Origin of the sequence: Peptoniphilus vaginalis (assembly GCF_900176605.1) — a bacterium.
In the GTDB taxonomy this organism is placed as follows: Bacteria; Bacillota; Clostridia; order Tissierellales; family Peptoniphilaceae; genus Peptoniphilus_A; species Peptoniphilus_A vaginalis.
This window is the reverse complement of record NZ_FXLP01000005.1, coordinates 725,718-752,233: the sequence shown is the minus strand read 5'-3', so window position 1 is coordinate 752,233 and position 26,516 is coordinate 725,718. Positions and strand designations below refer to the sequence as shown.

Sequence of the window (26,516 nt, the reverse complement as noted above, 5' to 3'; positions counted from 1 at the left end):
TATTATTTTAATTAATATGAAAGGAGAAGTGCTCCTTGAGCGAACATGAATTATTCCATTCAATAAAAATTGGACTAGCTTCACCTCAAAAGATCAGATCCTGGTCTTATGGAGAAGTTAAAAAACCGGAAACTATAAATTACAGGACATTAAAGCCTGAAAAAGAAGGTCTATTTTGCGAAAAAATATTTGGACCTACTAAGGACTGGGAATGTTCCTGTGGAAAATATAAAAGAGTAAGATACAAGGGAGTAGTCTGCGAAAAATGTGGCGTTGAAGTCACAAAGGCTAAGGTTCGTCGTGAAAGAATGGGTCATATTGAACTTGCTGCTCCAGTATCACACATTTGGTACTTCAAGGGAATCCCTTCAAGGATGGGTCTTGTACTAGATATGAGCCCTAGGGCCCTTGAAAAGGTACTTTACTTTGCGTCTTATGTAGTAACTTATGTTGAACCAGGCGAAACAACTCTTTATGAAAAGCAACTATTATCAGAAATTGAATATAGGGAATTCAAGAGAGAATATGGGGACAAGTTCACTGCAAAGATGGGTGCAGAAGCTATTAGAGACCTTCTAGAAAAAGTCGACCTTCAAAAGGAAAATGATGAACTAACAGAAGAGCTTCAAGATGCAACTGGACAAAAGAAAATTAGAATCACAAGAAGGCTAGAAGTTATTGATGCCTTTATCCAATCAGACAACAAGCCTGAATGGATGATTCTTGATGCAATTCCTGTTATACCACCAGACCTAAGACCAATGGTACAACTTGATGGTGGAAGATTTGCAACAAGTGACTTAAATGATTTATATAGAAGAATTGTAAACAGAAACAACAGACTTAAGAAGTTAATGGACATAAATGCTCCAGATATTATCGTTAGAAATGAAAAGAGAATGCTACAAGAATCTGTAGATGCTCTTATCGACAACGGTAGACGTGGAAGACCTGTTACAGGACCAGGAAACAGACCACTTAAATCTTTATCAGAAATGTTAAAGGGTAAGCAAGGTCGTTTCCGTCAAAACTTACTTGGTAAGAGAGTTGACTACTCTGGTCGTTCTGTAATCGTAGTTGGACCAGACCTTAAATTTTACCAATGTGGACTTCCAAAGAATATGGCACTAGAACTCTTTAAACCTTTTGTAATGAAGGAACTTGTTTCTAGAGGCCTAACTTACAACATTAAATCTGCAAAGAGAATGGTTGAAAGAGGAAAAGAAGAAGTTTGGGATGTACTTGAAGAAGTTATAAAAGATCACCCAGTTCTTCTTAACCGTGCACCGACACTTCACAGACTTGGTATCCAAGCCTTTGAACCTGTCCTTGTAGAAGGAAAGGCTATTAAGCTTCATCCACTTTCTTGTACAGCATATAACGCCGACTTCGATGGTGACCAAATGGCTGTCCATTTACCACTATCAACTGAAGCACAAGCTGAAGCAAGGTTATTAATGCTTTCAACTAACAATATCTTGGCACTAAAGGATGGTAAGCCAATTACTACTCCTACACAAGATATGGTTCTTGGTTCATATTATCTAACTCTTATGAGAGAAGATAAGCTAAAGGGTGACGGATCAGTTTATAGAAACTATGATGAAATGTTCCACGCTTATGAATCAGGATTCCTACACCTTCAATCTAAGGTATCTGTAAGAAGATATGCAGATGAAAATGATAAGAGGGGTAAGATTGTCCCATCAACTGTGGGTAGATTTATTATGAATGAGTTTATCCCACAAGACCTAGGCTTTGTTAACAGGGATGAAGATAAATATTCACTTGAAATAGACCAAGTCGTAGACAAGAAACTTCTTGGAAAAATAATCGAAAAAACTTACAAAAAACATGGAAATATAAAAACTGCTGAACTTCTTGACAACATCAAGGCAACAGGATACCACTACTCAACTATTGGAGCTATATCAATTTCAATGGGTGACGTACAAATTCCTGATTCTAAACCAGAAATCTTGGCAGCAGCTGAACAAGAAGTAGCTAAGTACGAAAAAGCCTTTAGAAAAGGTCTTATCTCTGATGAAGAAAGATATGAAAAGGTAATTGAAATTTGGAACAAGGCAACAGATGACCTAACTGATGATGTAATGGACGGCTTCGATGCCCTAAACAACATCTACATCATGGCAGACTCTGGAGCCAGAGGTTCTAAGAACCAAATTAGACAACTTGCAGGTATGCGTGGACTTATGGCATCACCATCAGGTAGAACTATCGAAGTTCCAATCACTTCAAACTTTAGAGAAGGTCTTTCAGTACTTGAATTTTATATGTCAGCCCATGGTTCTAGAAAGGGTCTTGCCGATACAGCTCTAAGAACTGCTGACTCTGGTTACTTGACAAGAAGACTAGTAGACGTTTCACAACAAGTTATTATCTCTGAAGAAGACTGTGGTACAGATGAATATCTTGTAGCTAGAGCCTTTAAAGATGGAAAAGAATTAATAGAATCTCTTGCAGATAGAATCGAAGGAAGATATTCCTTTGAAGATATATTTAACCCAGAAACTGGAGAGTTGATTGTTGGAGCTAATGAAGCCATCTCTGATGACGATGCAGCCCTAATTGAATCTCTAGGAATAGAAGAAGTTAAGGTTAGATCAATCCTTGGATGTAAGAGTAAGACTGGAGTATGTGCCCACTGCTATGGTAGAAACCTTGCAACAGGATCACACATTGGAATTGGTGAAGCAGTTGGTGTAATTGCTGCCCAATCAATTGGTGAACCAGGTACACAACTTACAATGAGAACCTTCCACACTGGTGGTGTAGCGGCAGCTGCCGATATCACTCAAGGTCTTCCAAGAGTTGAAGAACTTTTCGAAGCTAGAAAGCCAAAGGGTCTTGCAGTTATTGCAGAACGTGCTGGGGTAGTTGACGTTAAAGAAACTAACAAGAAGAGAGAAGTTCTTATTACAGCTGAAGATGGGACAGTAGACACCTACAACATCGTTTATGGATCAAGACTAAAGGTTAAAGCAGGCGATGAAGTTGAAGCAGGAGATGAACTTACACAAGGTTCTGTATATCCACAAGACCTACTACGTGTTAAGGGCGAAAAGGGTGTACAAGAATACATTGTAAAAGAAGTTCAAAGAGTTTATAGACTTCAAGGGGTAGACATCAACGATAAGCACATTGAAATCATTGTTAGACAAATGCTATCAAAGTGCAAGATAGAAGATGCTGGAGACACAGACTTACTTCCAGGATCCCTTGTAAATGTTGTTGACTACAAGAGAGCAAACCAAGAAGCTATTGAAGCAGGTAAGGAACCAGCAATTGGTCAAATCAATTTACTTGGTATAACAAAGGCTTCCCTTGCAACAGAATCCTTCTTATCAGCAGCATCCTTCCAAGAAACTACAAGGGTTCTTACAGATGCAGCAATCAAGGGTAAGGAAGATAGGCTTGAAGGTCTAAAGGAAAATATTATAATTGGACAACTTATACCAGCAGGTACAGGTGCTCGTATTAATTCCAAGGTTCAAATTGGAATCGACGAAAGCCTAAGAGAAGATTACAATATCCTAGAAGACTCTGAAGTTATTACAAATGATGATGTTAAAATTGAACTTGAAACAGTTGAAGAAGAATAAAATTTTATAAATTAGAAGTAGGCTTAGAGATAGGCCTACTTTTTTTGTATAAATTTTTATGGAAAAATCATTTGTTAGGAAGATTATTATTAAGACCAAGTTAAAAATTTTTTAAAACTTTATAAGTTTCTCTGAGTTGAAAAATTTTTGTAAACTTTTATGAAGTTATGAAGCAGGGAGTTTTTGTAAACTTGTAAAGAGTTATGAAGCAGGGAAGTTTTTACGAACTTGTAAGAATTTATGAAGTAGAAAATTTTTACAAGCTTATTCTAGGCTATGAGCTAACAATTTTTTGCAAGTTTATAAAAATTAAAAAGTGATAAATTATAAATTAAATTAAAAAATGCAAGATGAAAAAATTTATTGAGGCTAGACTTAGGTCTGGTCTCTTTAAATTTATAATGTATGCGACCTCCTACTTGTGAGGTCGCTTTCTTATATATATTTTACAATAGACACAAAATAAAAAAATTTTTGATTTCTTAAATTAATGAAATGAAAAAAGTTTTTTTTATCAAGATTTCTTTTGCAATAAATAATTTATTTTACTTGAATTATAAGGATTTAAGCTACTTAAAAAAGTCTAATAGTGAAATAAAATAAAGTTTTTTATAAATTTATTTTTGATAAGAAATATCAAAAACTAAGCATTAAGAATGACCATTTTTAAATGATGATAAAGATTTCCTAAATTGAGTTTTTTAAGTATAATAATGTACTTTAATAAAATTTGGTGTTATAATTATAACAAATGGTAAAAAAATAGGCTTATGCCAATTAAGGGGTGAAGTTTTATGAGTTCAAGAAATCTCACTTTTTCCGTAGGTGGAGTTCACATGGACGAACACAAAACTTTGACAGAAAAAATAGCAATTGAAAGGATGCCAAGTCCAAAGATTGCCTACATACCTATGTCACAACACATTGGAGCACCATGCTCACCTCTTGTGTCTAAGGGCGATTCTGTTAAGGTTGGTCAAATTGTTGGGAATTCTGATGCTTTTATTTCAGCAGCTATACACTCTTCTGTATCAGGTACAGTTAAAGAGATTAAAAAAATGTATACAGCTGATGGAAGGTATTGTGATTGCGTCGTTATCGAAAACGATGGCAAGGATGAAATGACTGATGACCTTAAATCTTTTAAGGATTATAAAGATCATCCAATTGACGATTTAATTCCTTTTATTAAAGAAAAGGGAATCGTAGGAATGGGGGGTGCTGGTTTCCCACTTCACGCTAAGTTAAAGAGTGAAGATCCAGCTTTAGATGAATGTATAATCAATGGGGCAGAATGTGAGCCTTTCCTTACATGTGACCATAGAATTATGCTAGAAAAAACTAAGGAAATATTAGAAGGTCTCGATATCTTCTCATATTATTACAACAAGGAAGCTTCCTATATGGCAATTGAAGAAAATAAACCTGATGCAATTGCTAAAATGGAAGAAGTTATAAAAGAAAATCCTAATTGGAATCACTTAAAGGTTGTTGGATGTCAAACTAAGTATCCACAAGGTGATTCAAAGAGACTTTCTGAAGCTGTAGTTGGCAGAATTGTTCCACAAAATGGTGTAACAAATGATGTTGGAGTATTCCTAACAAATGTTGGTACTACTCTAGCCTTCTATGAAGCTATGATTGAAGGTAAGCCTTCCTATGAAAGAGTTATAACTGTTTCTGGTTCTGGTATTAAGGAACCTAAGAATATTCTCGTTAAAATTGGTACTCCTGTAGGAGATATCCTAGACTTCTGTGGGGGAGTTAAAGACAACTTCAAGGAAATCATCTGTGGCGGTCCTATGACTGGTAAGTCTGTATTTAATCTTGACTCTCCAGTTACTAAGACTACTTCTGGTATCTTAGTTTTCACTGAAGAAGAAGTCACAGAAAGAATTGAGTCTCCATGTATTAGATGTTCAAGATGTGTTGACCACTGTCCAGCTCATATAAATCCAACTGATATTAATCATGCGATATTAAAGGGCGATGTGGATATATGTATGGCTCTTCACGCTGATCAATGTATGGAATGTGGTATATGTTCCTTTGTATGTCCAGCCAAGAGACATCTTACAGCATCTATTAAATTAGCTAAACGAGAAATCAGAGCTAATCAAAAGAGATAGGAGGGATCAATTTGGAAAATAATAAAATTAATAAGGATCCGATGACAGCAAATGAGGCACGCTTTGTTTCACTAGCTCCTCATATTAGGTCAAATGACACTGTTAGAAAGATTATGCTTGATGTTATTATTGCACTTGTTCCTGCAATGATTGCTTCTGTTTATTTCTTTGGAACAAGAGCTATAGCTCTTTTGGCAGTATGTGTTGGCTCTTGTGTATTTACTGAACTTATTACACAAAAATGCCTAAAGAAAACTGTACAAATCGCTGATTTATCTGCTGTTGTTACAGGGATATTGATTGCACTTAATATGCCCCAGTCTTTCCCATTATGGATGGCAGCTTTCGGATCAGTTTTTGCAATATTAGTAGTTAAAGAATGTTTTGGTGGTATTGGTTTCAACTTTATGAACCCAGCCCTTGCAGCAAGACTTGTACTTATGACATCTTGGCCAAAACAAATTACAGATTATATTTCACCAGAAATATTGAAGCAAGGTATTACAACATCATCTGCAGCAGTGGATGGAATATCTTTTGCAACACCTCTTCAAATAATTGCTTCTGGCGATTTTTCAAATCTTCCATCAATGGGAGATATGTTTATGGGAAATATTGGTGGTGTAATAGGAGAAACTTCTGCAATTGCACTTCTAATTGGCTTTGTTTACCTAGTAGCAAGAAGGGTAATTACTTGGGAAATTCCAGTTATCTATGTAGCAACTACTGCAGTATGTCTATTTGTTCTTGGAATCCCAATGGAACTACTACCTTATGAACTACTTGCAGGTGGTTTGTTACTTGGTGCTATCTTTATGGCAACTGACTACACTACAAACCCAATAAACAAAAAGGGAAGAATTATTTTTGCCCTTGGATGTGGTATCTTAACAGCAGTTATTAGGGTTAAGGCATCACTTCCTGAAGGTGTTTCATACGCAATATGTCTTATGAACCTCGCAACACCATTAATTGACAAACTTACAGTATCAAGTGCATATGGGGAGGCGAAGTAAATGAAAGAACCAGTAAAATTTGGAATAATACTTTTAGTATTCTGTGCCCTATCAGCAGGTCTACTTGCAGCTGTAAATAGTTTCACTGCTCCAGTAATTGCAGAAACTGAACTTAAAAATACACTTGCATCCTATGAAGTTATTTTTGGTGATAATGCAGATAGTTTCGAAGAATACGATGAAGCTAAGTTAAATGCAATAAAAGAAAAATATCCAAACATCGAAAAAATCTTTGTTGCCAAAAAGGGACAAGATGTTGTTGGATACGGTGTAAATGTAAAATCAAATGGTTATGGTGGAGCTATGGTTAACGCCATTGGATTTCTACTAGACGGTGATAAAATCGCTGGATTTAGAAATATATCCAATGGAGAAACAAGTGGATTTGGTTCCAGAATCACAACTGATGAATACTATCCATCCTATGAAGGCAAGTCTGCTACAGGTCCATTAAAAATATCTAAGGATCCAAAGGCCGACAATGAAGTTATGTGGCTAACATCAGCAACAATTTCTTCAAAGGGTGCCCTTGCAGGTTCCAATGACGCCATCAAAGTTTATAACGAAGTTCTAAAGAATGAATAAGGAGGTTTAAAATGAAATTATCTAAAGTATTTTTAGACGGTGCTTTCAAAAACAATCCTGTATTCATACAACTTATAGGACTTTGTTCAACACTGGCTATTACAAACAGTTTAACAAACTCACTAGCAATGGGTATAGCAGTTACCTTCGTACTTATAATGAGTAACGGTGTAGTATCTGCCCTTAGAAAAGTAATTCCTGATAAAATAAGAATTCCTTGCTTTATCGTAGTAATTGCAACTTTCGTAACCCTAGTACAAATGATCCTTCAAGCATATGCCCAATCAATTTATGCAGCACTTGGTATCTTCCTACCACTAATCGTAGTTAACTGCTGTATACTTGGTGAAGCAGAAGGTTTCGCCTACAAAAACAAACTTATCCCATCAATAGTTGACGGAATAGGAACAGGAGTAGGCTACACAATAGCAGTTCTTTCAATGGGACTTGTACGTGAATTCTTCGGTTACGGGACACTATTTGGAAAGAACATTCTTCCAGAAGCCTATCCAGGAATTGGAATTATGGGAGCTCCAGCAGGCGCCTTCATACTTCTTGGATTCTTAATAGCAGGATTTAAAATATTATTAAATAGGAGGGCAGACTAATGTTAGAAAGTATTTTAACTATTTTAATCTCAACAATACTTGTAAATAACTATGTTTTTGCTCAGTTCTTAGGAATATGTCCCTTCTTAGGTGTATCTTCCAAGACAGAGACTGCCCTTGGAATGGGAATAGCCGTAACCTTTGTAGTTGTACTTGCATCTGCAATAACATGGCTAATTCAAATTTTTGTATTAGATAAATTTGGACTTGAGTATTTACAAACAATTGCATTTATACTTGTAATTGCATCCCTAGTACAATTTGTAGAAATGTTTATTAAGAAGTCATCACCTTCACTTTATCAAGCCATGGGTGTTTACCTTCCACTAATTACTACAAACTGCGTTGTACTTGGTGTAACAGTATTAAACGTGCAAAACGGATATAACTTAATAGAAACAATCTTTAGCGGATTTGGAGCTTCTATAGGCTTCACACTAGCTTTAGTATTAATAGCAGCCCTAAGAGAAAAACTTATGCTAGCAGATGTACCTAAAGCACTTCAAGGTGTTCCTATTGCACTTGTGAGTGCTGGTCTTATGGCAATAGCATTCTCAGGTTTCGGCGGATTGGTATAGGAGGTAATTATGGAACTAAGTACAATACTTACCCCAGTAGTCTTTTTAGGAATTGCGGGAGCCTTCTTTGGAGTGGTACTCTCCATTGCATCAAAGGTATTTTTTGTAGAAGTTGATCCCAAGGTAGCTGAAGTTAGAGAAGCCCTTCCAGGAGCAAACTGTGGAGCTTGTGGTTTTCCAGGTTGTGATGGACTTGCAGAAGCAATTGCCTCTGGCAAAGCACCAGTAAATGGTTGCGTAATTGGTGGTGCAGACACAGCAGAAAAAGTCAGCCACATAATGGGTGTCAATGCAGGAAATGTTGATAGAAATGTTGCCGTAGTTCACTGTCAAGGTAGCTGCAACAAGGCAAAAAATAAATACGACTACAATGACCTAGTTGACTGTAGACTTATAGCCGACTACCAACAAGGTGCAAAAGCTTGTAACTTTGGTTGCTGTGGTGGTGGAACATGCGTAAGCGTATGTGAATTTGACGCCATCCACATGGTTAATGGAGTAGCAGTAGTTGACAAGGAAAAATGTGTAGCTTGTATGAAGTGTATCAACATTTGTCCTAAGAAAATTATTTCACTTAGACCTTACAAATCAAAAACAGTTGTAGAATGTAAGTCACTTGATTCAGGAAAAGTTGTAAGGACAAATTGTAGCATTGGTTGTATAGGATGTGGCATCTGTGAAAAGAACTGCCCTAAGGATGCAATCCATGTAGAAAACAACCTAGCATCAATAGACTATAGCAAGTGTATCAACTGTGGAATTTGTGTTTCAAAATGTCCAACAGGAGCAATCTATTGCGAATATCCTGAAAGAGTGGAAAAGATGAAACAAAAGGAAAAAGAAAAGAAAGAAAAAGAAAGACAAGCAAAACTTGCAGAAGCCCAAGCTAAGAAAGTAGAAGCAGAAAAAGAAAAAGTTAATGCTTAAACTTTAAAATTCAAATTCAAATCAAAACTGTCGTGTGAAAGCGACAGTTTTTTTGTGTTCAATTTTATAAAGTGAAAAAATGAAAATTATTTTGGAAGTAATAGGAGAGAGTAAAGAGGAAAGAATAATAAGTAATGAATAATAAGTAATGAATAAAGAAGAAAGAAGTAATAAGCAATGAAGAAAGAAGAATGAAGAAAGAAGAAAGAAAAATTGAGCAAGAGGTAAGAAGTAAGAGGTAATAAGTAATAAGTAATAAGTATTAAGTAATAAAAAAAAGTTAAGTTATAGATTTAATATTAAAGAGCAAGGAGGGAATAGAGCAAACAAGAAGAGCAAAAATAAAAAGAGTTAATGTAAAATAAAATTAGAAAAGAAATTCTTAGATAGCAAACATTTTCTTTGTAAGAAAGGCCTAAAAATGATATCCTATTTGTGTATAAGGACTTTTAAATACTTTTATAAGAAGTCATACAAAACAAAATAATAAAAGATGAAAAATAAATAAGAGAGGTAAGATAAATGGCTGATAAGATAAAAGAAAACTTAGAGACAGTACAAAGAGCAGAGCTCCATAGAAAAATATGGGCAATAGCTGATGATGTTAGAGGAGCAGTAGACGGCTGGGACTTCAAACAATACATATTAGGAATTTTATTTTACAGATTCATTTCAGAAAACATTACAGAATTTTTTAACAAAGCAGAACACGAAGCAGGAGATTTGGAATTTGACTACGCAGAAATTTCAGATGAAGAAGCAGAGCAAGACTTTAGACCAAACACAGTAGAAGATAAGGGCTTCTTTATCTTGCCAAGTCAACTCTTTAAAAATGTAGTAAAGACAGCAAAAAATAATGAAAACTTAAACACAGACCTTGCAAATATATTTAAAGACATTGAAGGAAGTGCTGTAGGTTTCCAATCAGAAGACGATATAAAAGGACTCTTCGAAGATGTAGATACAAGAAGCAACAAACTAGGCGGAACAGTCGCAGAGAAAAACAAAAGATTATGTGACATATTAATAGGGATAGATAAAATAAACTTTGGCGACTTCAAAGACAATGACATAGATGCCTTTGGCGATGCCTACGAATATTTAATCTCTAACTACGCAAGCAATGCAGGTAAGTCAGGTGGAGAATTCTTCACACCACAAACTGTATCAAAACTCTTGGCAAGGATAGTAATGGAAGGCAAGACAAGCATCAACAAGGTTTATGATCCTACTTGCGGAAGTGGGTCCCTGCTCTTGCAAATGAAGAAGCAATTTGATGAACATATAATTGACGAAGGCTTCTTTGGTCAAGAAATCAACATGACCAACTTCAACCTAGCCCGTATGAATATGTTCCTTCACAATGTCAACTACAACAACTTTTCTATAAGAAGAGGAGACACCCTAATAAATCCCCTTCATGGAGATGAAAAACCCTTTGATGCCATTGTTTCAAATCCACCTTACTCAATAAAGTGGATAGGAGATAAGGATCCAACCCTTATAAGTGATGAAAGATTTGCCCCAGCAGGCAAGTTGGCACCAAAATCTTATGCAGATTATGCCTTTATACTCCATTCACTTTTTTATTTATCAAGCCAAGGAAGGGCAGCCATAGTTTGCTTTCCGGGGATTTTTTATAGGAAGGGAGCAGAAAAAACAATTAGGCAGTACCTAGTAGACAACAACTTCATCGACTGTGTAATACAACTACCAGAAAATCTCTTCTTCGGAACATCAATAGCAACTTGCGTCCTCGTAATGGCGAAGAACAAGACAGAAAATAAAATCTTATTTATTGATGCAAGCAAGGAATTTAAAAAGGAAACTAATAACAACATCTTAGAAGAAAATAACATCAAGACAATAGTGGAAGAATTTAAAAATCGTGAAGAAAAGGAACACTTCTCCAGATATGTAGACATAGATGAAATAGTAGAAAATGACTACAACCTTTCAGTTTCCACTTATGTAGAAAAGGAAGACACAAGGGAAAAGATAGACATCAAGGTCCTCAATAAGGAAATTGATGTAACTGTAAAGAAAATAGACGAGCTAAGAGCTTCTATAAATGAAATAGTAAGGGAGCTTGAAGATGAGTAAGATAGATGAATTATTAAAGAATGAAAAGGTCGAGTGGAAGAAGTTAGGGGAAGTTTGCGAGATAAAAACAGGTCAAGCTATAAGTAAAACCAAAATTGAAAAAAATAAAGGTATATATCCTGTCATAAATAGTGGGAAAGATCCTCTTGGTTACATAAATATTTGGAACACAGAAGATGATCCAATCGGAATAACTTCAAGAGGAGCAGGAGTAGGATCAATTACCTATCAATTAGGAAAGTATTACAGAGGAAATCTAAATTATTCTGTAACTATTAAAGGTAAAGAAATTTTAAGAGTTAGATTTTTATATCATTTATTAAATAATTTACAAACGGATATTCATAAATTATGCAGTTTCAATGGAATACCAGCACTAAATGCAAGTGAATTAAAAACTTTAAAAATTCCAATCCCATCTTTAGAAATTCAAGAAAAAATTGTTAAAACACTTGATAAATTTACAAATTATGTTACTGAGTTACAGGCTGAGTTACAGGCAAGAAATAAGCAGTATGAGTATTATAGGGATACGCTTTTAAGTGAAAAATATTTAACCAAACTCACTAATGAATTCTGTCAAATAGAAGATTTAAAAAGCTTTGATTTTGTTAAAATATCTGAACTATGTCTAAGACAGAGAGGTATAAAAATAACCGCTGAGCAAATGAAGAGCTTAGATAAGGAAAATTCTAGTGTTAAAGTATTCGCTGGTGGAAATACTACAGCAAATCTTTCGACTGAAGAGGTTGGTATTGAAAATATTATAAATAAGCCAAGCGTAATAGTTAAGTCAAGAGGAAACATAGACTTTGAATATTATGACAGAGATTTTACTCATAAAAATGAAATGTGGTCTTATTCAAGTTTGGATGAAGAAAAATTAAATATAAAGTTTTTATACTATATTTTAAAAAATAATTTGAAATATTTCAAAGATAATGCAATTTCAGGAAAGTTACCCCAAATAGCAACTGGCCTTACAGATAATTATAAGGTGCCTTTACCAAGCATACATGTTCAAAATAAGGTTGTTGAGGTTTTGGATAAGTTTCAAGAATTGCTTTCTGATAGTCAGGGTTTGTTGCCAGAGGAGATTGAAGAAAGGCAAAAACAATATGAGTATTATCGTGAAAAACTCTTGACATTCGAAGACAAGAGTGATAGCACGCCGCACGCCGCACGCCGCACGCCGCACGCCGCACGCCGCAAAATAACTCTTAGGAGTTACTTTGCTACATTAAAGCAAGCGTGCGATATTGTGGGAATTAGATTTATATATAATGTTAGTGATTTCTTATTAAAAGATATAACAAATTATTCTAATGAAAAAATTAATGTTAATGACTTGAACAACAGCAATTATGTTGGTGTAGATAATTTGTTAAAAGATAAATGTGGGAAAGTTGATTCTTCTTATTTACCGCCGGAAGGAAAAGTTAATATATTTAGAGAGAATGATGTTTTGTTAGGGAATATTAGACCTTATTTAAGAAAAATTTGGCTCTCAGATAGATTTGGTGGAGCAAATGGAGATGTTCTTATTTTTGTAATAAAAGACGATTGGAAGAATAATATATTACCAAAATATTTATATCAAGTATTATCTTCTGAGAAATTTTTTGATTATAATATTAATTTTTCAAAAGGTGCGAAGATGCCAAGAGGGGATAAGAAAAAAATAATGGAATATAAAATTTTAGTGCCACCAATGGAGGTACAAGAAAAAGTTGTTTCTATCCTAGACAAGTTTGATAGGTTGGTAAATGACATTAAGGAAGGCTTACCTAAAGAGATTGAGTTAAGACAAAAACAGTATGAGTATTATAGAGAAAGGCTTTTGAATTTTCCTAAGTAGAAAGGAGTTATTATGTCCGAGAAAATTATAAATTACAATACGTCGACTATTGCTGAGTTGACCAATGGAATTATTCTAGCAAATTTTAAAAGGGATTTAAGTGCTAGAGAGTCTTCTTATCAAAGTGAAGGTGATCTTGAAAGGAAGATGATTGATAATTTAGTTTCTCAGGGTTATGAGTTTATAAAGACGAGGAACAGTGAGGAATTGTATAGGAACTTGAGGCTACAAATTGAGAAGTTAAATAGCATTTCCTTTTCTGATGATGAGTGGAAAAGATTTTTAGTTGAGTATTTAGATGCTCCCAGTGATGGGATGGTTGAAAAGACTAGGAAGATTCAAGAAGATTATATTTATGATTTCACTTTTGATGATGGTCATTTGAAAAACATTAAGATTATTGACAAGAAGAATATTCACAATAATTTCTTGCAGGTTACCAATCAGGTGAAGGGAGAGGGCAAAAGTCATAATCGTTATGATGTGACGATTTTGGTAAATGGCTTGCCCCTTGTCCATATCGAGCTTAAAAAAAGAGGGGTAAACTTGCATGAGGCCTTTAACCAAATTCACAGGTATAGCAAGGAAAGTTTTAATAGTGATAATTCTCTCTATAAGTTTGTCCAAATTTTTGTAATTTCTAATGGGACTTACACTAGGTATTTTGCAAATACCACTGCTCAAAACAAGAATAATTATGAGTTCACTTGCGAGTGGGCTGATGCTAAGAATAAAGTTATCTGTGACTTAGAGGATTTTACTAAGACCTTTTTTGAAAAGCGTGTTGTGCTTGAAGTCCTTACTAAGTATTGTGTCTTTGATGTCAACAATACTCTTTTGATTATGCGTCCTTATCAAATTGCTGCAACTGAAAGAATTTTATGGAAGATAAGGTCTAGCTATGAGGCGAAAAAGTTTGGCAGACCTGAGGCCGGTGGTTTTATTTGGCACACTACTGGGTCTGGTAAGACTTTAACTTCTTTTAAGGCGGCAAGGCTTGCTACTAATTTGGACTTTATTGACAAGGTCTTCTTTGTTGTTGATAGGAAGGATCTTGACTATCAAACTATGAAGGAGTACCAAAGATTTCAACCTGACTCTGTCAATGGTAGTAAGGATACTAAGGAGCTTAAGAGGTGCATCGAAAAGGATGACAACAGGATTGTTGTAACTACTATTCAAAAGTTAAATGAGTTTGTGAAGAAGAATCCTAATCACGATATTTATGATAAGCAGTGTGTTCTTATTTATGATGAGTGTCACCGCTCTCAGTTTGGTGATGCACAAAAAAATATAAGAAAGGCTTTTAAGGAATACTACCAATTTGGCTTTACTGGTACGCCAATTTTCCCAGAAAATTCTCTTGGTGGCGATACAACTGCAGGAATTTTTGGAGCGCAGCTCCACTCTTATGTAATCACTGATGCCATTCGTGATGGAAAGGTCCTAAAGTTCAAGGTTGATTACAACAACATCAAGCCTAAATTTAAAAATGCTGAAAAAGAAGAGGATGAAAAGAAGTTAGAGCAATTGGAAAAGAAAATGCTTCTTCATCCTGAAAGAATTAGTGAGATTACTAAGTACATTCTCGATGTCTTTGATACCAAGACCCACCGCAATGAGTTTTATGATTTAAAACATAGAAGGCTCAATGGATTTAATGCTATGTTTGCTGTTCAAAGTGTTGATGCTGCTAAGTTATATTATGAAGAGTTTCAAAGACAACAAGAATCTTTGCCTGAAGATAAGAGGTTGAAGGTAGCTACTATTTATAGTTTTGCAGCTAATGAAGAGCAAAGGGCTATTGGAGAAATTTCTGAAGAAAACTTTGATCCTTCTGCTATGGAATCTTCTGCTAAGGAGTTTTTGGATAAGGTAATAGATGACTACAATGGTTACTTTAAAACAAACTTCTCTACTAACGGAAATGAATTTCAAAATTACTACAAGGACTTATCTCTAAAGGTAAAGGATAAACAAGTTGACTTGCTTATTGTTGTTGGTATGTTTTTAACTGGCTTTGATGCTCCTACTTTGAACACACTCTTCGTTGACAAAAACTTAAGGTATCACGGACTTATTCAAGCTTTTTCAAGAACTAATAGGATCCTCAATAAGGTAAAAACTTTTGGAAATATTGTCTGCTTTAGGGACTTGGAGAAGGCGACAAAGGATGCGATTAAGACCTTTGGGGATGAAAACAGCGTAAATGTTATTTTGGAAAAGTCTTACGAAGAATACATCAATGGTTTTAAGGATGAGGAAACTGGCAAGGTTCAAAAGGGCTATGTAGAAATTTGTAATGACTTAGTTTCAAAATTTCCAGATCCAACAGAGATTGTTTTGGAAGCAGACAAGAAAGAATTTGCAGAACTTTTTGGAGAACTCCTCAAGGCTGAAAATATTTTGAAAAACTTTGATGAGTTTGAAAACTTTGAAAAGATTATTTCTGATAGACAGATGCAAGACATGAAGAGTGTCTATGTTGATATTAGAGAAAGTGTTTTAAGTTCTAAAAGGGAAGGTAAGTCTGATGAGGGAATTGATTTTTCTGACCTTGAATTTCAAATCGACTTGCTTAAAACTGATGAGATTAACCTAGACTATATTTTATCTTTAATTTTGGAAAAATCTAAAGAACATGAAGATGTTGAAAGTATTAAAGTTGAAGTAAGAAGGGTAATTAGGTCCAGTCTTGGAACAAGAGCTAAGGAAGAATTAATTATGGATTTTATTAACTCAACTAGGTTGTCTGAATTAAAAAATACTGATGACATCTTAGAATCTTTTTACACTTTTGCCAAGAAGGAGAAGAGTAAAAAGATAGAGGACTTGATTGAAGATGAAAAGTTAAAGGATGATTCAAGAAGGTTTATTGAAAAATCTATTAGCAAGGGATACGTGGACTATGCAGGGGATGAACTAGACCGCATTCTTCCACCGACTTCACGTAGACATGGTGCAAGGGAAAAGAAAAAAGATTCTGTCCTTGATAAGATTAGAAAAATTGTTGAGGTCTTTGTGGGAATTTAAAATTTTGCATCAGGTTTTTATTGAAGTCTTAAAAAATAAATTTCAAATTCAAATCAAAACTGTCGTGTGAAGGCGGCAGTTTTTTTCTGTTCAATTTTATAAATCTAACAAAATGAAAATTTTTAAAAAAGTATTTGACAAGATGTTTTTTATTTCCTATAATGTAAAGCAAATCATAATTTTATTTATAAAAAATATTGGAAAAAACGAGTAGGTTTATTTAAGTTTTCAGAGAGTAGGCGTTTGGTGAAAGTCTATAATGGAGATAAATTCGAAAATCCTTTTTCTTTATGCAAGTCTGAACCTCAGTAAGATTTGCCGCTTTAGTAGGCGTTATCTATACTCGGCATTGATTGATGCTTGTTAAGAGAGCTTACATATTTGTAGGAACTAAGGTGGTAACGCGATAATTCGTCCTTTGTCTATTATTTAGACAAAGGACTTTTTTTATTTATAAAATTAAAATTTAGGAGGAAAGTATGAAAAATTTATCAAGAAGTCAGTTTACTCAAGTGAGCATAATGCTCTTTGGATTGTTTTTTGGAGCTGGAAATTTAATTTTCCCTCCTTTCTTAGGAAATCAAGCAGGGAATAAAACTATAATTTCTCTTTTGGCTTTCTCTATCACTGCAATTATCTTCCCAGTCCTTGGAGCTATAGCTGTTGGCAAGACTGACGGACTTAAAAATTTATCTTCAAGAGTTGGAGAAAAGTTTGCTCTAGTTTTTACTACTGCAATATACCTTTCTATAGGACCTGGTCTTGGAATACCAAGAGCTGGATCTGTTCCTTTTGAGATGGCAATAGCACCTTATGTACCTGAAACTTTTAACTTATCTCTTGTAAGGCTTGCCTATACCTTTGTATTCTTTGCTGTTGCAATGTGGGTTTGCTTAAAGCCTAACAAGTTAGTTGCAAGAGTTGGAAAGTATTTAACTCCAACACTTTTACTTTTAATATTTATAATGTTTGCAAAAGTTATGACTTTACCAAAGGCCCCTGCAATGGCAAGTGGAAATTACAAGGACGCTCCTGTTGTTGCTGGCTTTCTTGCAGGCTATGACACTATGGATGCAGTGGCAGCTCTTAATTTTGGTTTTGTTGTCACTCTTGCTATAAGAAGATTTGGCATTGAAGATAAGAAGCTTGTTACTTCTTACACTGCTAAGGCTGGTCTACTTGCAGGTAGTGTTTTGTTTGTAGTTTACCTAATGCTTTCAACAATGGGTATGGTTACTTCAAAGGCTTTCGCTGGTGTAGAAAATGGCGCAGTTGTTCTTACAGAAGCTGTTAAACTTGTATTTGGCAACTTTGGTTTAGTTCTTTTGGCTTCAATATTTACTCTTGCTTGTTTAACAACTTGCATAGGTTTAATATCAAGTGGATCTGAATATTTTTGCACTCTCTTTAACCACAAGATGTCTTATGGAAGATGGGTTTTCCTTTGGACCTTCTTCTCCTTTGTAATGGCAAACTTTGGTCTTAATAAACTTCTTGCTTTATCAGTGCCACTACTAACTGTAATATATCCAGTTGCCCTAGTCTTAATACTTCTAGGATTTACTCACGACTTTGTTGGCTACTCTAAATACTCTTATAAGGCATCAGCCTTCTTTGCAGTTGCCCTACCACTTGTGTCTGTTGCCAAGTCAACATTTAATCTAAGTCTACCTCTTTTGACAAAGCTTGAAGCAAGCCTTCCAATGGCATCAAGTGGTTTGTCTTGGGTCCTACCAAGTCTTTGTGCTGTAGTCTTAGTTGAAGGATACTCAAGGCTATTCTCACCATCAAAGGCTAGCCTAAAAGCAGAAAATTATATGTAAAACAATTTAGAATTTTTTAAAACAGTCTCACATGATGAATGTGGGACTTTTTTTATTGATTTCTTGCAAAGAGAGGATTAATAAAAAATTTTGTATGCTTGTGATGAAAGAAAAATATGACAAATAAAATCTAATTGAATATAATTAAAAATTTTTTTGAATAGAAAAGAATTTTTGTTAAGAAAATTGAAAAAAGAAATACTATAATAATCTCGATAATTGTTATCAATTTTTTTTTAATTTAATAAAGAGAGGTGTTATATTTTGAAATTATACAAAAAATTATTTTCCTACATACCTGAGAGAAGGCTTCACGGTTTTCTTGCAAGTCTACTTACAATGGTGGGCATTGTTTTAGAATTTTATGCCTATTATTTAATTTGGATTTTGCTAAGGAATGTTTTTACTGGTGGGGTCTTGTCAGAAGGGAGAAGTCTTGCCATAAGAATTTTAATTTTATTTATTGCCTATGGTCTTTTATATTTTATGGGACTTTGGATGAGTCACTTGGCAGGCTTTAGACTTGAAACTCGTCTTCGTGAAAGAGGTATAAGGCATCTTCTTAGGGCATCTAATACTTTTTTTGATCTACATAATTCTGGAGAAGTGAGAAAAATAATTGACAATAATGTTGAGCAAACTCACATGATTGTTGCCCACCTAATACCTGATCAAACTGCAGCATTTTTGACTCCCATACTTATGATAATCTTGACCTTCGTCTTGGATTTCTACCTTGGAATATTTTTTGTGGTCATTGTCCTAATAAGTTTAGTTCTTGTAAAAAATATGATGGGTGATCAGTCCTTTATGAAGAAGTATATGGATATGCTTGATGAAATGAATGCAGGTGCAGTTGAGTATGTAAGGGCTATGCCTGTAGTAAAGATTTTTAATGCACCCCTCATTGGTTTTAAAAAACTTTATGATTCAATCCTCATTTATAAGGAGATGGTCTACAAGTATTCTATGTCCTGTAGGGTTCCCTTCGTCCTATTCCAATGGCTTTTAAATATTTTTATAATTACGCCAATATTTTTTGGAATCTTTATGGTAAATAGGGGAGCTGATCCTGGCCTTTGGGCTGCAAAAATTTTATTTTTCACTTTATTCATGGGGATATTCTTTTCTAACACAATGAAAATTATGTATGTAGCTATGTATATCTTCCAAGCCAACTCTGCTGTTGATAATCTTGAAAATTTATTCCAGGAGATGAAGGCTAAGGAAATAGAATTTGGAAGTCAAAGAGAATTCACAAATAAGAATATTGAGTTTAAGAACGTGGACTTCTCTTATGATGGAAAAAATAAAATTTTAGATAAGTTTTCTCTCAGTCTTGAAGAAGATAAGGTCTATGCCTTGGTGGGTAGTTCGGGTTCAGGTAAGTCGACTATTGCAAAATTAATTTCTGGCTTGTATCCCGTTGACTCAGGAGAAATTTTAATTGGAGGCAAAAATGTTTCTTCCTATGACAAGGAAAGTCTTATGAAAAACATAGGAATTGTTTTTCAAAATCCACAACTCTTCCAAGGTATTTCTATTTTCGAAAATGTCAAGCTTGCGAAAAGTGATGCAAGTGATGAAGAAGTTTTAAGGGCATTAAAGCTTGCAAGGTGTGATGAATTCATAGGCAAATTTAAGGATGCTTATGATGTAGTGATTGGAGCAGAAGGGGTAAATCTTTCTGGTGGAGAAAAGCAAAGGGTAAGTATTGCTAGGATTTTCTTAAAGGATCCAAAAATTATAATTATGGACGAAGCTTCAGCAGCTGCTGACCCTGAAAACGAGTATGAATTACAAATTGCCTTTAAGGAATTAATAAAAAATAGGACTACAATTATGATTGCCCACAGGCTCACTTCCATAAGGGGAGTTGATGAAATTCTTTTAATTGAAGATGGAAGGCTAGTTGAAAGAGGTAGTCACCATAAACTTTATGAGGAAGATGGTAAGTATAAGAAGTTTGTGGAAATGTATATGAAGGCAAATGAATGGAGGGTTGACTGATGAAAAATTATTTGAAAAATCGCTATGGACTTACAGACAAGGGGGCAGAGGGTGCCCTAGTTGCAATAAGATATTCCAGCCTAAAGACCCTTTCTTATATGCTACCTATGTTTCTTCTTATGTATGTAATGCAAGGCTTGTTAAACTTAGGGGACTTTAGTCCAAGGCTTTCAATCATCGCCTATATAATAATTGCCCTTCTTATGATTTTTGTAATTAATAGGGACTACATTACAACTTACAATGAAACCTATAAGGAGTCTGCAAATCTAAGGATAGAAATTTCTGAAATAATTAAGGACTTGCCTCTTAGCTTTTATTCAAGCAGAGATTTAACAGATCTTTCTCAAACAATAATGAAGGATGTAGAGGCAATTGAGCATGGACTTTCTCATGCAGTGCCAGGCTTTTATGGCTTCATAATAAATCTAATAATTATTTCGATTTTACTATTGGTTGGGAATTTTAAACTTGGACTTGCAGTTATAATTCCAATTTATATTTCTGCTATTTTGAATTTGCTTTCCAGCAGGATACAAAAGAAGGGAATAAGGTCTTACTACAAGGAGCAAAGAAAGTCCTCAAAGATGTTCCAAGAACTCATTGACCTATCAACAGAGATCAAGTCCTACAACTTGACTGAAGAAAAGGAAAAAAGTGGAGTTGACTTTGTAAGGTCCTTAGAAAAGGAACACATTAAGTCAGAACTGGGACAAGTTATCCCTATTGTTTCTGCAACAGTTGTGGCAAACTTATCTCTTGCCCTTGCAATATATGTTGGATTAAACAGCTTGATAGATGGAGAAATAAATATCTTGTATTTTGCAGGCTACTTATTTGCGTCAGCAAGATTAATTGATGGAGTTGCTGCCTTCAACCAATTTTATGGAGAGCTAATGTATATTGATTCGCCAGTTGAAAAGGTAAAGGCCCTAAGAAATGAAAAAATTCAAAAAGGAAATAGAGCAGACTTGAAGTCCTTTGACATTAATGGAAGGAAGCTTTCCTTCTCTTATCTCGATGACAAAAAAGTTATAGATAATATTTCCTTTAAGGCTCTGCAGGGGAAGACTACTGCCCTTGTTGGTCCATCTGGTTGCGGTAAGTCTACCCTAATAAAATTAGTGGCAAGGCTATATGATTATGACTCTGGAGAAATCACAATTGATGACAAGGAGATAAAAAATATTGCCACACAAGACTTGTTCAAACACATTTCTATGGTCTTTCAAGATGTAACCCTCTTTAATGGATCAGTGATGGAAAATATTAGGCTGGGCAGGTCCAGTGCCAGTGATGAAGAAGTCCTTGAAGCGGCAAGACTTGCAAACTGCGATGACTTTGTAAAGAAATTGCCAAGGGGATATAAAACAGAAATTGGCGAAAATGGTTCAAACTTATCTGGAGGAGAAAGACAAAGAATTTCCATTGCGAGGGCCTTCTTAAAGGATGCAGAAATAATTCTTTTAGATGAAATTGCTGCATCACTTGACGTGGAAAATGAAAAGTACATCCAAGAGTCTTTGAATAAATTAACAAAGAATAAAACTGTTATCATAATATCCCACAGGATGAAGTCAATAGAAAATGTAGACCAAATAATTGTTATGAGAGATGGAAAGATCGAAGACTTTGGAAGACATGAAGAACTACTAGAAAGAAGCAAGACTTACAAGAAGATGATTGAGTCATCAAAGAAGTCAGAAGAATTTGTATATTAGGAGATGATAAAATGAAAAAATTTGGAATTCGGGATTTAGTAAATGCCGGTGTATTTTCGCTTTTAACTATAATGGCAACTTGGTGTGGAGGTATGATAGGTTTTATACCTGTCCTTATGCCCCTAGTTCCCTTCGCTTGCGGTTTACTTTCAGGACCAGTCTTTATGCTTTATTCAACAAAGATAGATAAGTTTGGCATGGTCTTTATCATGGGTATAGTCTTTGGGCTTGTATTTTCAATGTCAGGTCATGGGGCAATAGTTCTGCCTGCCATAATTATCTTGTCTTTAATTTGTGAAGTGATATTAAAAAAGGGTGGCTACAAGTCAGTAAAGACTGCAAGACTAACTTATACAGTATTTATGCTTTTTGGAGCTGCAAATTTAATACCAATTTATTTTGCTAGAGATGCCTTTGTTCAATCTTTAATTGATAGAGATTATGGAGCTGAATATGCAGAAAAACTATTATCTGTTATGCCAACTTGGTCCTTTATACCTGTAGTTCTAGTAGGTATGTTAGGTGGATACTTGGGTTGCACTATTGGAATTAAAATCCTAAACAAGCACTTCAAAAAAGCAGGAATGGTTTAATGAAAATCGACTTTAGGACAAAAATATTTTTAACAAATGTAATAGGGATTGCTGCTATTGAAGGTTCTCTTGGAAGGAGATATTATTATCTTGGGATTCTAATAGCAATCTTTCCCTATTTACTTGCATTATTTGATAGAAAGTGGTCCCTTTTAATTAAGGGACTTTTATATACTTCTGTTGCAGTCCTAGCACAAGGTCTCTTGCTTAATCTTTCGCAAAACTTTTTTACAATGATTTTAAATCTTTATGCAGGGATAATTATAAGAATCTTGCCTGGGGTTATGATGGGTTACTACGCCCTAGTTACAACAAAAATGAGTGACCTTGTTTACTCTTTACAGAAAATAAGATTGCCAAATTTTTTGATTATTCCAGTTTCTGTAATGTTTAGATTTTTTTATTCAATAAAGGAAGATTACATTAAAATAAATGAGGCCATGTATATGCATGGACTAAGTATGAAAAATTTTTTCAAAGAGCCTGGTAAGATTATGGAATATAAGTTTGTCCCACTTTTAATGATCACATCACAGACTGCTGATGATGTTGCCATATCAGCTATGACAAGGGGAATGAGAGTTGAGGGCGATAGGTCATCTATTTCAAATGCAAGCTTAAGATTGCAAGATTATGTCTTAATGGCCTTTGGAATTTTTATAATTGTTTTATTCATCAGGGGGAAAATATGTTAGAATTTAAAAATTTTTCCTTAGCCTATGAAAATTATGAGGGCAAAGAAAACACAATATTTGAAAATATTAATCTGTTCTTTGAAGGGGGCAGTGTAAATGTAATAAGTGGCGAGTCAGGTTCAGGCAAGTCAACTTTTATAAAGCTAATTAATGGAATTATTCCAGAGATAAATAATGCCAAAATTTCGGGTCAGCTTTTATTTAAGGGAAAAAATTTATTTGACGACAATATAAGCGAGAGGAGTCAATATATTTCTACAGTTTTTCAAAATCCCAAAAATCAATTCTACTGTATCAATTCAAGTGATGAGATGGCCTTTGCTCTTGAAAATAGAAATGTAAAAAGAGAGGACATACTAAGTAAAATAGATTACTATACAAGGATTTTTGGGACAGATAAATTACTTGATAGGGATTTATTCAAATTGTCAGGTGGGGAGAAACAGCTTGTTGCTATAACATCTGTTGCCCTAATGGATAATGAAATTTATATTTTTGATGAGCCCTCTGCCTCTCTTGATAATCAATCCATTGAAAGACTAAAAAATATTATCGAGATATTAAAGGAAAAGAAAAAAATTATAATTATTGCAGAGCATAGGCTTTATTACCTAAGGGATATAATGGATAAGCTCTTTGTCATCGAGGATAAAAAAATAAATTCCTACGAAAGAGAAAAGGTAAATGATGAATTTATAAAAAATCATAAGCTTAGGACCCTAAGAGAAATAACAAAGGAAGATTTGAATAAGGATAAATACATAAAAAAATCTTTTTTTGATAAAAATTTTGATCGTGACAAGATAATGGAGTGTCGAAACTTTCGCTGTAAGTATAGGGGGAGTGAAAGTGTGATTTTTGATTTCAACCTATCCTTTGACAGGGGAATTTATTTTATAATTGGAGCAAATGGAATAGGAAAGACCTCCTTTATAAGAAATATTTGTGGACTTAATAAGGGGCAAAGGGGAGACTTATATTATGGGTCTGAGAAGATAAAGAGACCCTATGAAAAAATTTCTCTTGTCATGCAAGATGTAAACTATCAATTATTTACAGATTCAGTTTACTCAGAAATTTCCATAGTATCAGATGACGACCTCCTAAAGGAAAAAATCTTGCGTGATTTGGGACTTTGGGATAAGAAGAACAGTCACCCTCAAGCCTTGTCTGGAGGAGAGAAGCAGAGGCTTGCCCTTGGACTAGCCCTTGCTAGCAAGAAGGAAATAGTTTTGTTAGATGAACCAACTTCTGGCTTGTGCCTAAAGAATATGAAAAAATTAATTGATTTCTTAAAGGAAATGAAAAAGCAAAACAAAACAATTATTATAATCACACATGATTATGAATTTATTAAGAGTACAGATGAAAATATTTTGGAGTTTGTAAATGAAAAATAATAAGTATTTAGCTTCCTGGGACTTTGAGGTCGTAGATGATAATGATGATTTTATAGAGTATAAAGGGATAAGCCATCCAAAAAATAAAATGAAAAATTATAAACTCTTCCCTGGTCTTATGCTAATGTATATTGACTTAAGGGAAAGGTACCAAGTGCAGGCTTCTAATAGTAAGGGGATGAAGGGTTATAGGATTTCTTATAGCTATGAGGGCAATTACTTTACCTATATCAATGATACAAAGATTTTAATAACGAGAGAAATTTTTATTGGCAAGGCCCTTCCCTATGCAAGGGAATCTTATACAACCAAGGACAGGGTTCAAGCCTTTAATTTTATTATTTTTGAAAATCAGATAGAGAAGGATTCCTTTCAGGGAAAAATCTTAGGGGAATTTTTGAAAAAAATAAATTCCATAAAGGATGTGGGTTTTGTCTATAGGAATGAAAAACTAATTCAAAGGGCAAATGAACTTATTCAAGTCCTAAAAAGTGAAGACGTCTTGGGGATTTCTATAAAGGCTCTTGATTTAATTTACGATATCACGAGAGAAAAAACTTCTGAAATACGAAAATCTTATCAAAAGGAAGAAAGAAACGAAAAAATTATTTTAATTGAAAAGTTTATTAAAGAGAATTTAGACAAGGATATCACTTTAGATTTGCTTACAAAGAAATTTAAAATCTCTAAGTCAAACCTAAACAAAAAATTCACCAGAAAATTTCAGTACACTCCTATTAAGTACCTCAACAATTTGAGGATGATTAAGGCAGAGGAAATTTTGACTAATACAAATAAAAACATAACAGAAATTTCCATGGAACTTGGTCTAACAAGTCCATCGAATTTTACAAGGTCCTTTAAAAAATTTACAGGCCTAAGTCCAAGTGAATACAGAAAAAAAGAAGCTCTAAGTGAATGAGCTTCTTTTTAATGTTTAAATTTATAAAGTAAAGGAAGCGATGTAATAATATTTACCTGCGTCCTTTAGGTCGATTGTCCATTTCTTTTCGATGCCAATTGTCTTAAGCATTTCTTCCATATAGAAAAGGATAACGCCCATGTCTATTAATGATCTTGAGTCTTCATCAGATTTTACCATGTAAGCTTCAACAACTGAACCCTTTAGTACGAATCTCCAAGGTTGGAAGTTCTTGTGGCTTGGTGCAAATCTAACAGATGAGAAGACATCAAAGACTCCGTAGTTTTCTAGAGTTTCAATGGAAATTGGATTTCCTAGAGTATCAGCAAAGACAATTTCTTCCACAGTAAGTCTTGAGCTTGTAACTTCTGGATCAAAAAATTTTTTCTTTTGACCGTAGCCAATCCCTATAAGATAGTCGATGCCTGTTCCCTTTTCGCCAAAGATTGCCTTCTTAGTATCGTGGTCAACATCGTCTACTGTTATCCAACAAGTATCTAGATCAAGGTCAACGATTTTTGTGTTTAACTTTTCAAGGCAGTAGCCACCCTTTAATATGTTTAGTGGTTTGTCATTTTTAATATCTAGTGCAATGTAGTGTGGAGCTTCAATCATAACTCCTGCGTATCCTGCCTTGCCCCTAAGACCTTCTGCTACGATCTTTCCATTTTCGTAAAGTGAAAAATTAATTTCTCCTTCTTCTCGGTCTAGCTCATCCATAAGTAATTTTATATTTTCCAAAGAATCCCTTGGCACAGTATCCTTTTTAAAATTTCTAACTGATTTTCTTTTTTGTAAAAAGTTTGTCATTAACATAGTAATCCCCCCTAAAACTCTTATATACTTAGATTATATCACAAGCTAAGGCTCAAAAATAGATTTAAAATAATCA

18 protein-coding genes and 1 other annotated feature are annotated in these 26,516 nt (G+C 34.4%); of the genes, 17 read left to right on the top strand and 1 reads right to left on the bottom strand.

Annotation, left to right across the window (positions count from 1 at the left end; translation table 11 throughout):
- Positions 1-35: 35 nt before the first annotated feature.
- The 17 genes from rpoC (at position 36) to CAN42_RS08240 (ending at position 25,624) form a co-directional block, all read left to right on the top strand.
- On the top strand, positions 36-3,623 hold the full coding sequence (rpoC, locus tag CAN42_RS08320) for a DNA-directed RNA polymerase subunit beta' (protein ID WP_085876290.1): 3,588 nt from the start codon (positions 36-38) through the stop codon (positions 3,621-3,623).
- Between the two features lie 794 nt (positions 3,624-4,417).
- Positions 4,418-5,752 carry an electron transport complex subunit RsxC gene (gene rsxC, locus CAN42_RS08315; protein ID WP_062570893.1) on the top strand — a complete coding sequence of 445 codons (1,335 nt, stop codon included), beginning with the start codon at positions 4,418-4,420 and terminating at the stop codon, positions 5,750-5,752.
- An 11-nt stretch (positions 5,753-5,763) separates the two neighbouring features.
- A complete protein-coding gene (locus CAN42_RS08310) occupies positions 5,764-6,768 on the top strand; it encodes an RnfABCDGE type electron transport complex subunit D (protein WP_085876289.1) in 1,005 nt (334 codons plus the stop codon).
- A complete protein-coding gene (locus CAN42_RS08305; protein ID WP_085876288.1) occupies positions 6,769-7,353 on the top strand; it encodes an RnfABCDGE type electron transport complex subunit G in 585 nt (194 codons plus the stop codon).
- An 11-nt stretch (positions 7,354-7,364) separates the two neighbouring features.
- On the top strand, positions 7,365-7,961 hold the full coding sequence (rsxE, locus tag CAN42_RS08300; protein ID WP_062570890.1) for an electron transport complex subunit RsxE: 597 nt from the start codon (positions 7,365-7,367) through the stop codon (positions 7,959-7,961).
- The gene (gene rsxA, locus CAN42_RS08295; protein ID WP_060799671.1) at positions 7,961-8,539 is read left to right on the top strand and encodes an electron transport complex subunit RsxA; all 579 of its coding nucleotides are present in this window, start codon (positions 7,961-7,963) and stop codon (positions 8,537-8,539) included. Before rsxE ends, rsxA begins: the two co-directional genes overlap by 1 nt.
- A 9-nt stretch (positions 8,540-8,548) precedes the next feature.
- Positions 8,549-9,466 (top strand): RnfABCDGE type electron transport complex subunit B, encoded by a 918-nt coding sequence (locus CAN42_RS08290; RefSeq protein ID WP_085876287.1) that lies wholly within the window; start codon positions 8,549-8,551, stop codon positions 9,464-9,466.
- 522 nt (positions 9,467-9,988) lie between these two features.
- Positions 9,989-11,569 (top strand): type I restriction-modification system subunit M, encoded by a 1,581-nt coding sequence (locus CAN42_RS08285; protein ID WP_085876286.1) that lies wholly within the window; start codon positions 9,989-9,991, stop codon positions 11,567-11,569.
- On the top strand, positions 11,562-13,427 hold the full coding sequence (locus CAN42_RS08280) for a restriction endonuclease subunit S (protein ID WP_085876285.1): 1,866 nt from the start codon (positions 11,562-11,564) through the stop codon (positions 13,425-13,427). The genes CAN42_RS08285 and CAN42_RS08280 overlap by 8 nt, the downstream gene beginning before the upstream one ends.
- 12 nt (positions 13,428-13,439) lie before the next feature.
- Entirely contained in the window at positions 13,440-16,460 is a 3,021-nt protein-coding gene (locus CAN42_RS08275) for a type I restriction endonuclease subunit R (protein ID WP_085876284.1), read from the top strand.
- 189 nt (positions 16,461-16,649) lie between these two features.
- Positions 16,650-16,882 (top strand) — a binding site (T-box leader).
- 57 nt (positions 16,883-16,939) lie between these two features.
- Positions 16,940-18,283, top strand: coding sequence for a branched-chain amino acid transport system II carrier protein (gene brnQ / locus CAN42_RS08270; RefSeq protein WP_085876283.1), 1,344 nt, complete (start codon positions 16,940-16,942; stop codon positions 18,281-18,283).
- 264 nt (positions 18,284-18,547) lie between these two features.
- Positions 18,548-20,293 carry an ABC transporter ATP-binding protein gene (locus tag CAN42_RS08265; RefSeq protein WP_085876282.1) on the top strand — a complete coding sequence of 582 codons (1,746 nt, stop codon included), beginning with the start codon at positions 18,548-18,550 and terminating at the stop codon, positions 20,291-20,293.
- Positions 20,293-22,014, top strand: coding sequence for an ABC transporter ATP-binding protein (locus tag CAN42_RS08260; RefSeq protein WP_085876281.1), 1,722 nt, complete (start codon positions 20,293-20,295; stop codon positions 22,012-22,014). Before CAN42_RS08265 ends, CAN42_RS08260 begins: the two co-directional genes overlap by 1 nt.
- Before the next feature lie 11 nt (positions 22,015-22,025).
- Positions 22,026-22,607, top strand: a complete 582-nt coding sequence (locus tag CAN42_RS08255; RefSeq protein WP_085876280.1) for an MptD family putative ECF transporter S component — start codon at positions 22,026-22,028, stop codon at positions 22,605-22,607.
- On the top strand, positions 22,607-23,302 hold the full coding sequence (locus tag CAN42_RS08250; RefSeq protein ID WP_085876279.1) for an energy-coupling factor transporter transmembrane component T family protein: 696 nt from the start codon (positions 22,607-22,609) through the stop codon (positions 23,300-23,302). The genes CAN42_RS08255 and CAN42_RS08250 overlap by 1 nt, the downstream gene beginning before the upstream one ends.
- Positions 23,296-24,702, top strand: coding sequence for an ATP-binding cassette domain-containing protein (locus CAN42_RS08245; RefSeq protein WP_085876278.1), 1,407 nt, complete (start codon positions 23,296-23,298; stop codon positions 24,700-24,702). The genes CAN42_RS08250 and CAN42_RS08245 overlap by 7 nt, the downstream gene beginning before the upstream one ends.
- Positions 24,692-25,624, top strand: a complete 933-nt coding sequence (locus tag CAN42_RS08240) for a helix-turn-helix domain-containing protein (protein WP_085876277.1) — start codon at positions 24,692-24,694, stop codon at positions 25,622-25,624. Before CAN42_RS08245 ends, CAN42_RS08240 begins: the two co-directional genes overlap by 11 nt.
- Positions 25,625-25,645: 21 nt before the next feature.
- Here CAN42_RS08240 and CAN42_RS08235 read toward each other — a convergent pair whose 3' ends face one another.
- Positions 25,646-26,440 (bottom strand): nitroreductase family protein, encoded by a 795-nt coding sequence (locus CAN42_RS08235; RefSeq protein WP_085876276.1) that lies wholly within the window; start codon positions 26,438-26,440, stop codon positions 25,646-25,648.
- Positions 26,441-26,516 lie beyond the last annotated feature (76 nt).

What these genes read in the sequence shown, in the direction of transcription:
- rsxA (WP_060799671.1), top strand. Translation starts at nt 7,961, where the DNA reads ATGTTAGAAAGTATTTTAACTATTTTAATCTCAACAATACTTGTAAAT.
- CAN42_RS08275 (WP_085876284.1), top strand. Translation starts at nt 13,440, where the DNA reads ATGTCCGAGAAAATTATAAATTACAATACGTCGACTATTGCTGAGTTG.
- CAN42_RS08280 (WP_085876285.1), top strand. Translation starts at nt 11,562, where the DNA reads ATGAGTAAGATAGATGAATTATTAAAGAATGAAAAGGTCGAGTGGAAG.
- rsxC (WP_062570893.1), top strand. Translation starts at nt 4,418, where the DNA reads ATGAGTTCAAGAAATCTCACTTTTTCCGTAGGTGGAGTTCACATGGAC.
- CAN42_RS08285 (WP_085876286.1), top strand. Translation starts at nt 9,989, where the DNA reads ATGGCTGATAAGATAAAAGAAAACTTAGAGACAGTACAAAGAGCAGAG.
- CAN42_RS08235 (WP_085876276.1), bottom strand. Translation starts at nt 26,440, where the DNA reads ATGTTAATGACAAACTTTTTACAAAAAAGAAAATCAGTTAGAAATTTT.
- CAN42_RS08250 (WP_085876279.1), top strand. Translation starts at nt 22,607, where the DNA reads ATGAAAATCGACTTTAGGACAAAAATATTTTTAACAAATGTAATAGGG.
- rsxE (WP_062570890.1), top strand. Translation starts at nt 7,365, where the DNA reads ATGAAATTATCTAAAGTATTTTTAGACGGTGCTTTCAAAAACAATCCT.
- CAN42_RS08255 (WP_085876280.1), top strand. Translation starts at nt 22,026, where the DNA reads ATGAAAAAATTTGGAATTCGGGATTTAGTAAATGCCGGTGTATTTTCG.
- CAN42_RS08240 (WP_085876277.1), top strand. Translation starts at nt 24,692, where the DNA reads ATGAAAAATAATAAGTATTTAGCTTCCTGGGACTTTGAGGTCGTAGAT.
- CAN42_RS08260 (WP_085876281.1), top strand. Translation starts at nt 20,293, where the DNA reads ATGAAAAATTATTTGAAAAATCGCTATGGACTTACAGACAAGGGGGCA.
- CAN42_RS08305 (WP_085876288.1), top strand. Translation starts at nt 6,769, where the DNA reads ATGAAAGAACCAGTAAAATTTGGAATAATACTTTTAGTATTCTGTGCC.
- CAN42_RS08290 (WP_085876287.1), top strand. Translation starts at nt 8,549, where the DNA reads ATGGAACTAAGTACAATACTTACCCCAGTAGTCTTTTTAGGAATTGCG.
- CAN42_RS08245 (WP_085876278.1), top strand. Translation starts at nt 23,296, where the DNA reads ATGTTAGAATTTAAAAATTTTTCCTTAGCCTATGAAAATTATGAGGGC.
- brnQ (WP_085876283.1), top strand. Translation starts at nt 16,940, where the DNA reads ATGAAAAATTTATCAAGAAGTCAGTTTACTCAAGTGAGCATAATGCTC.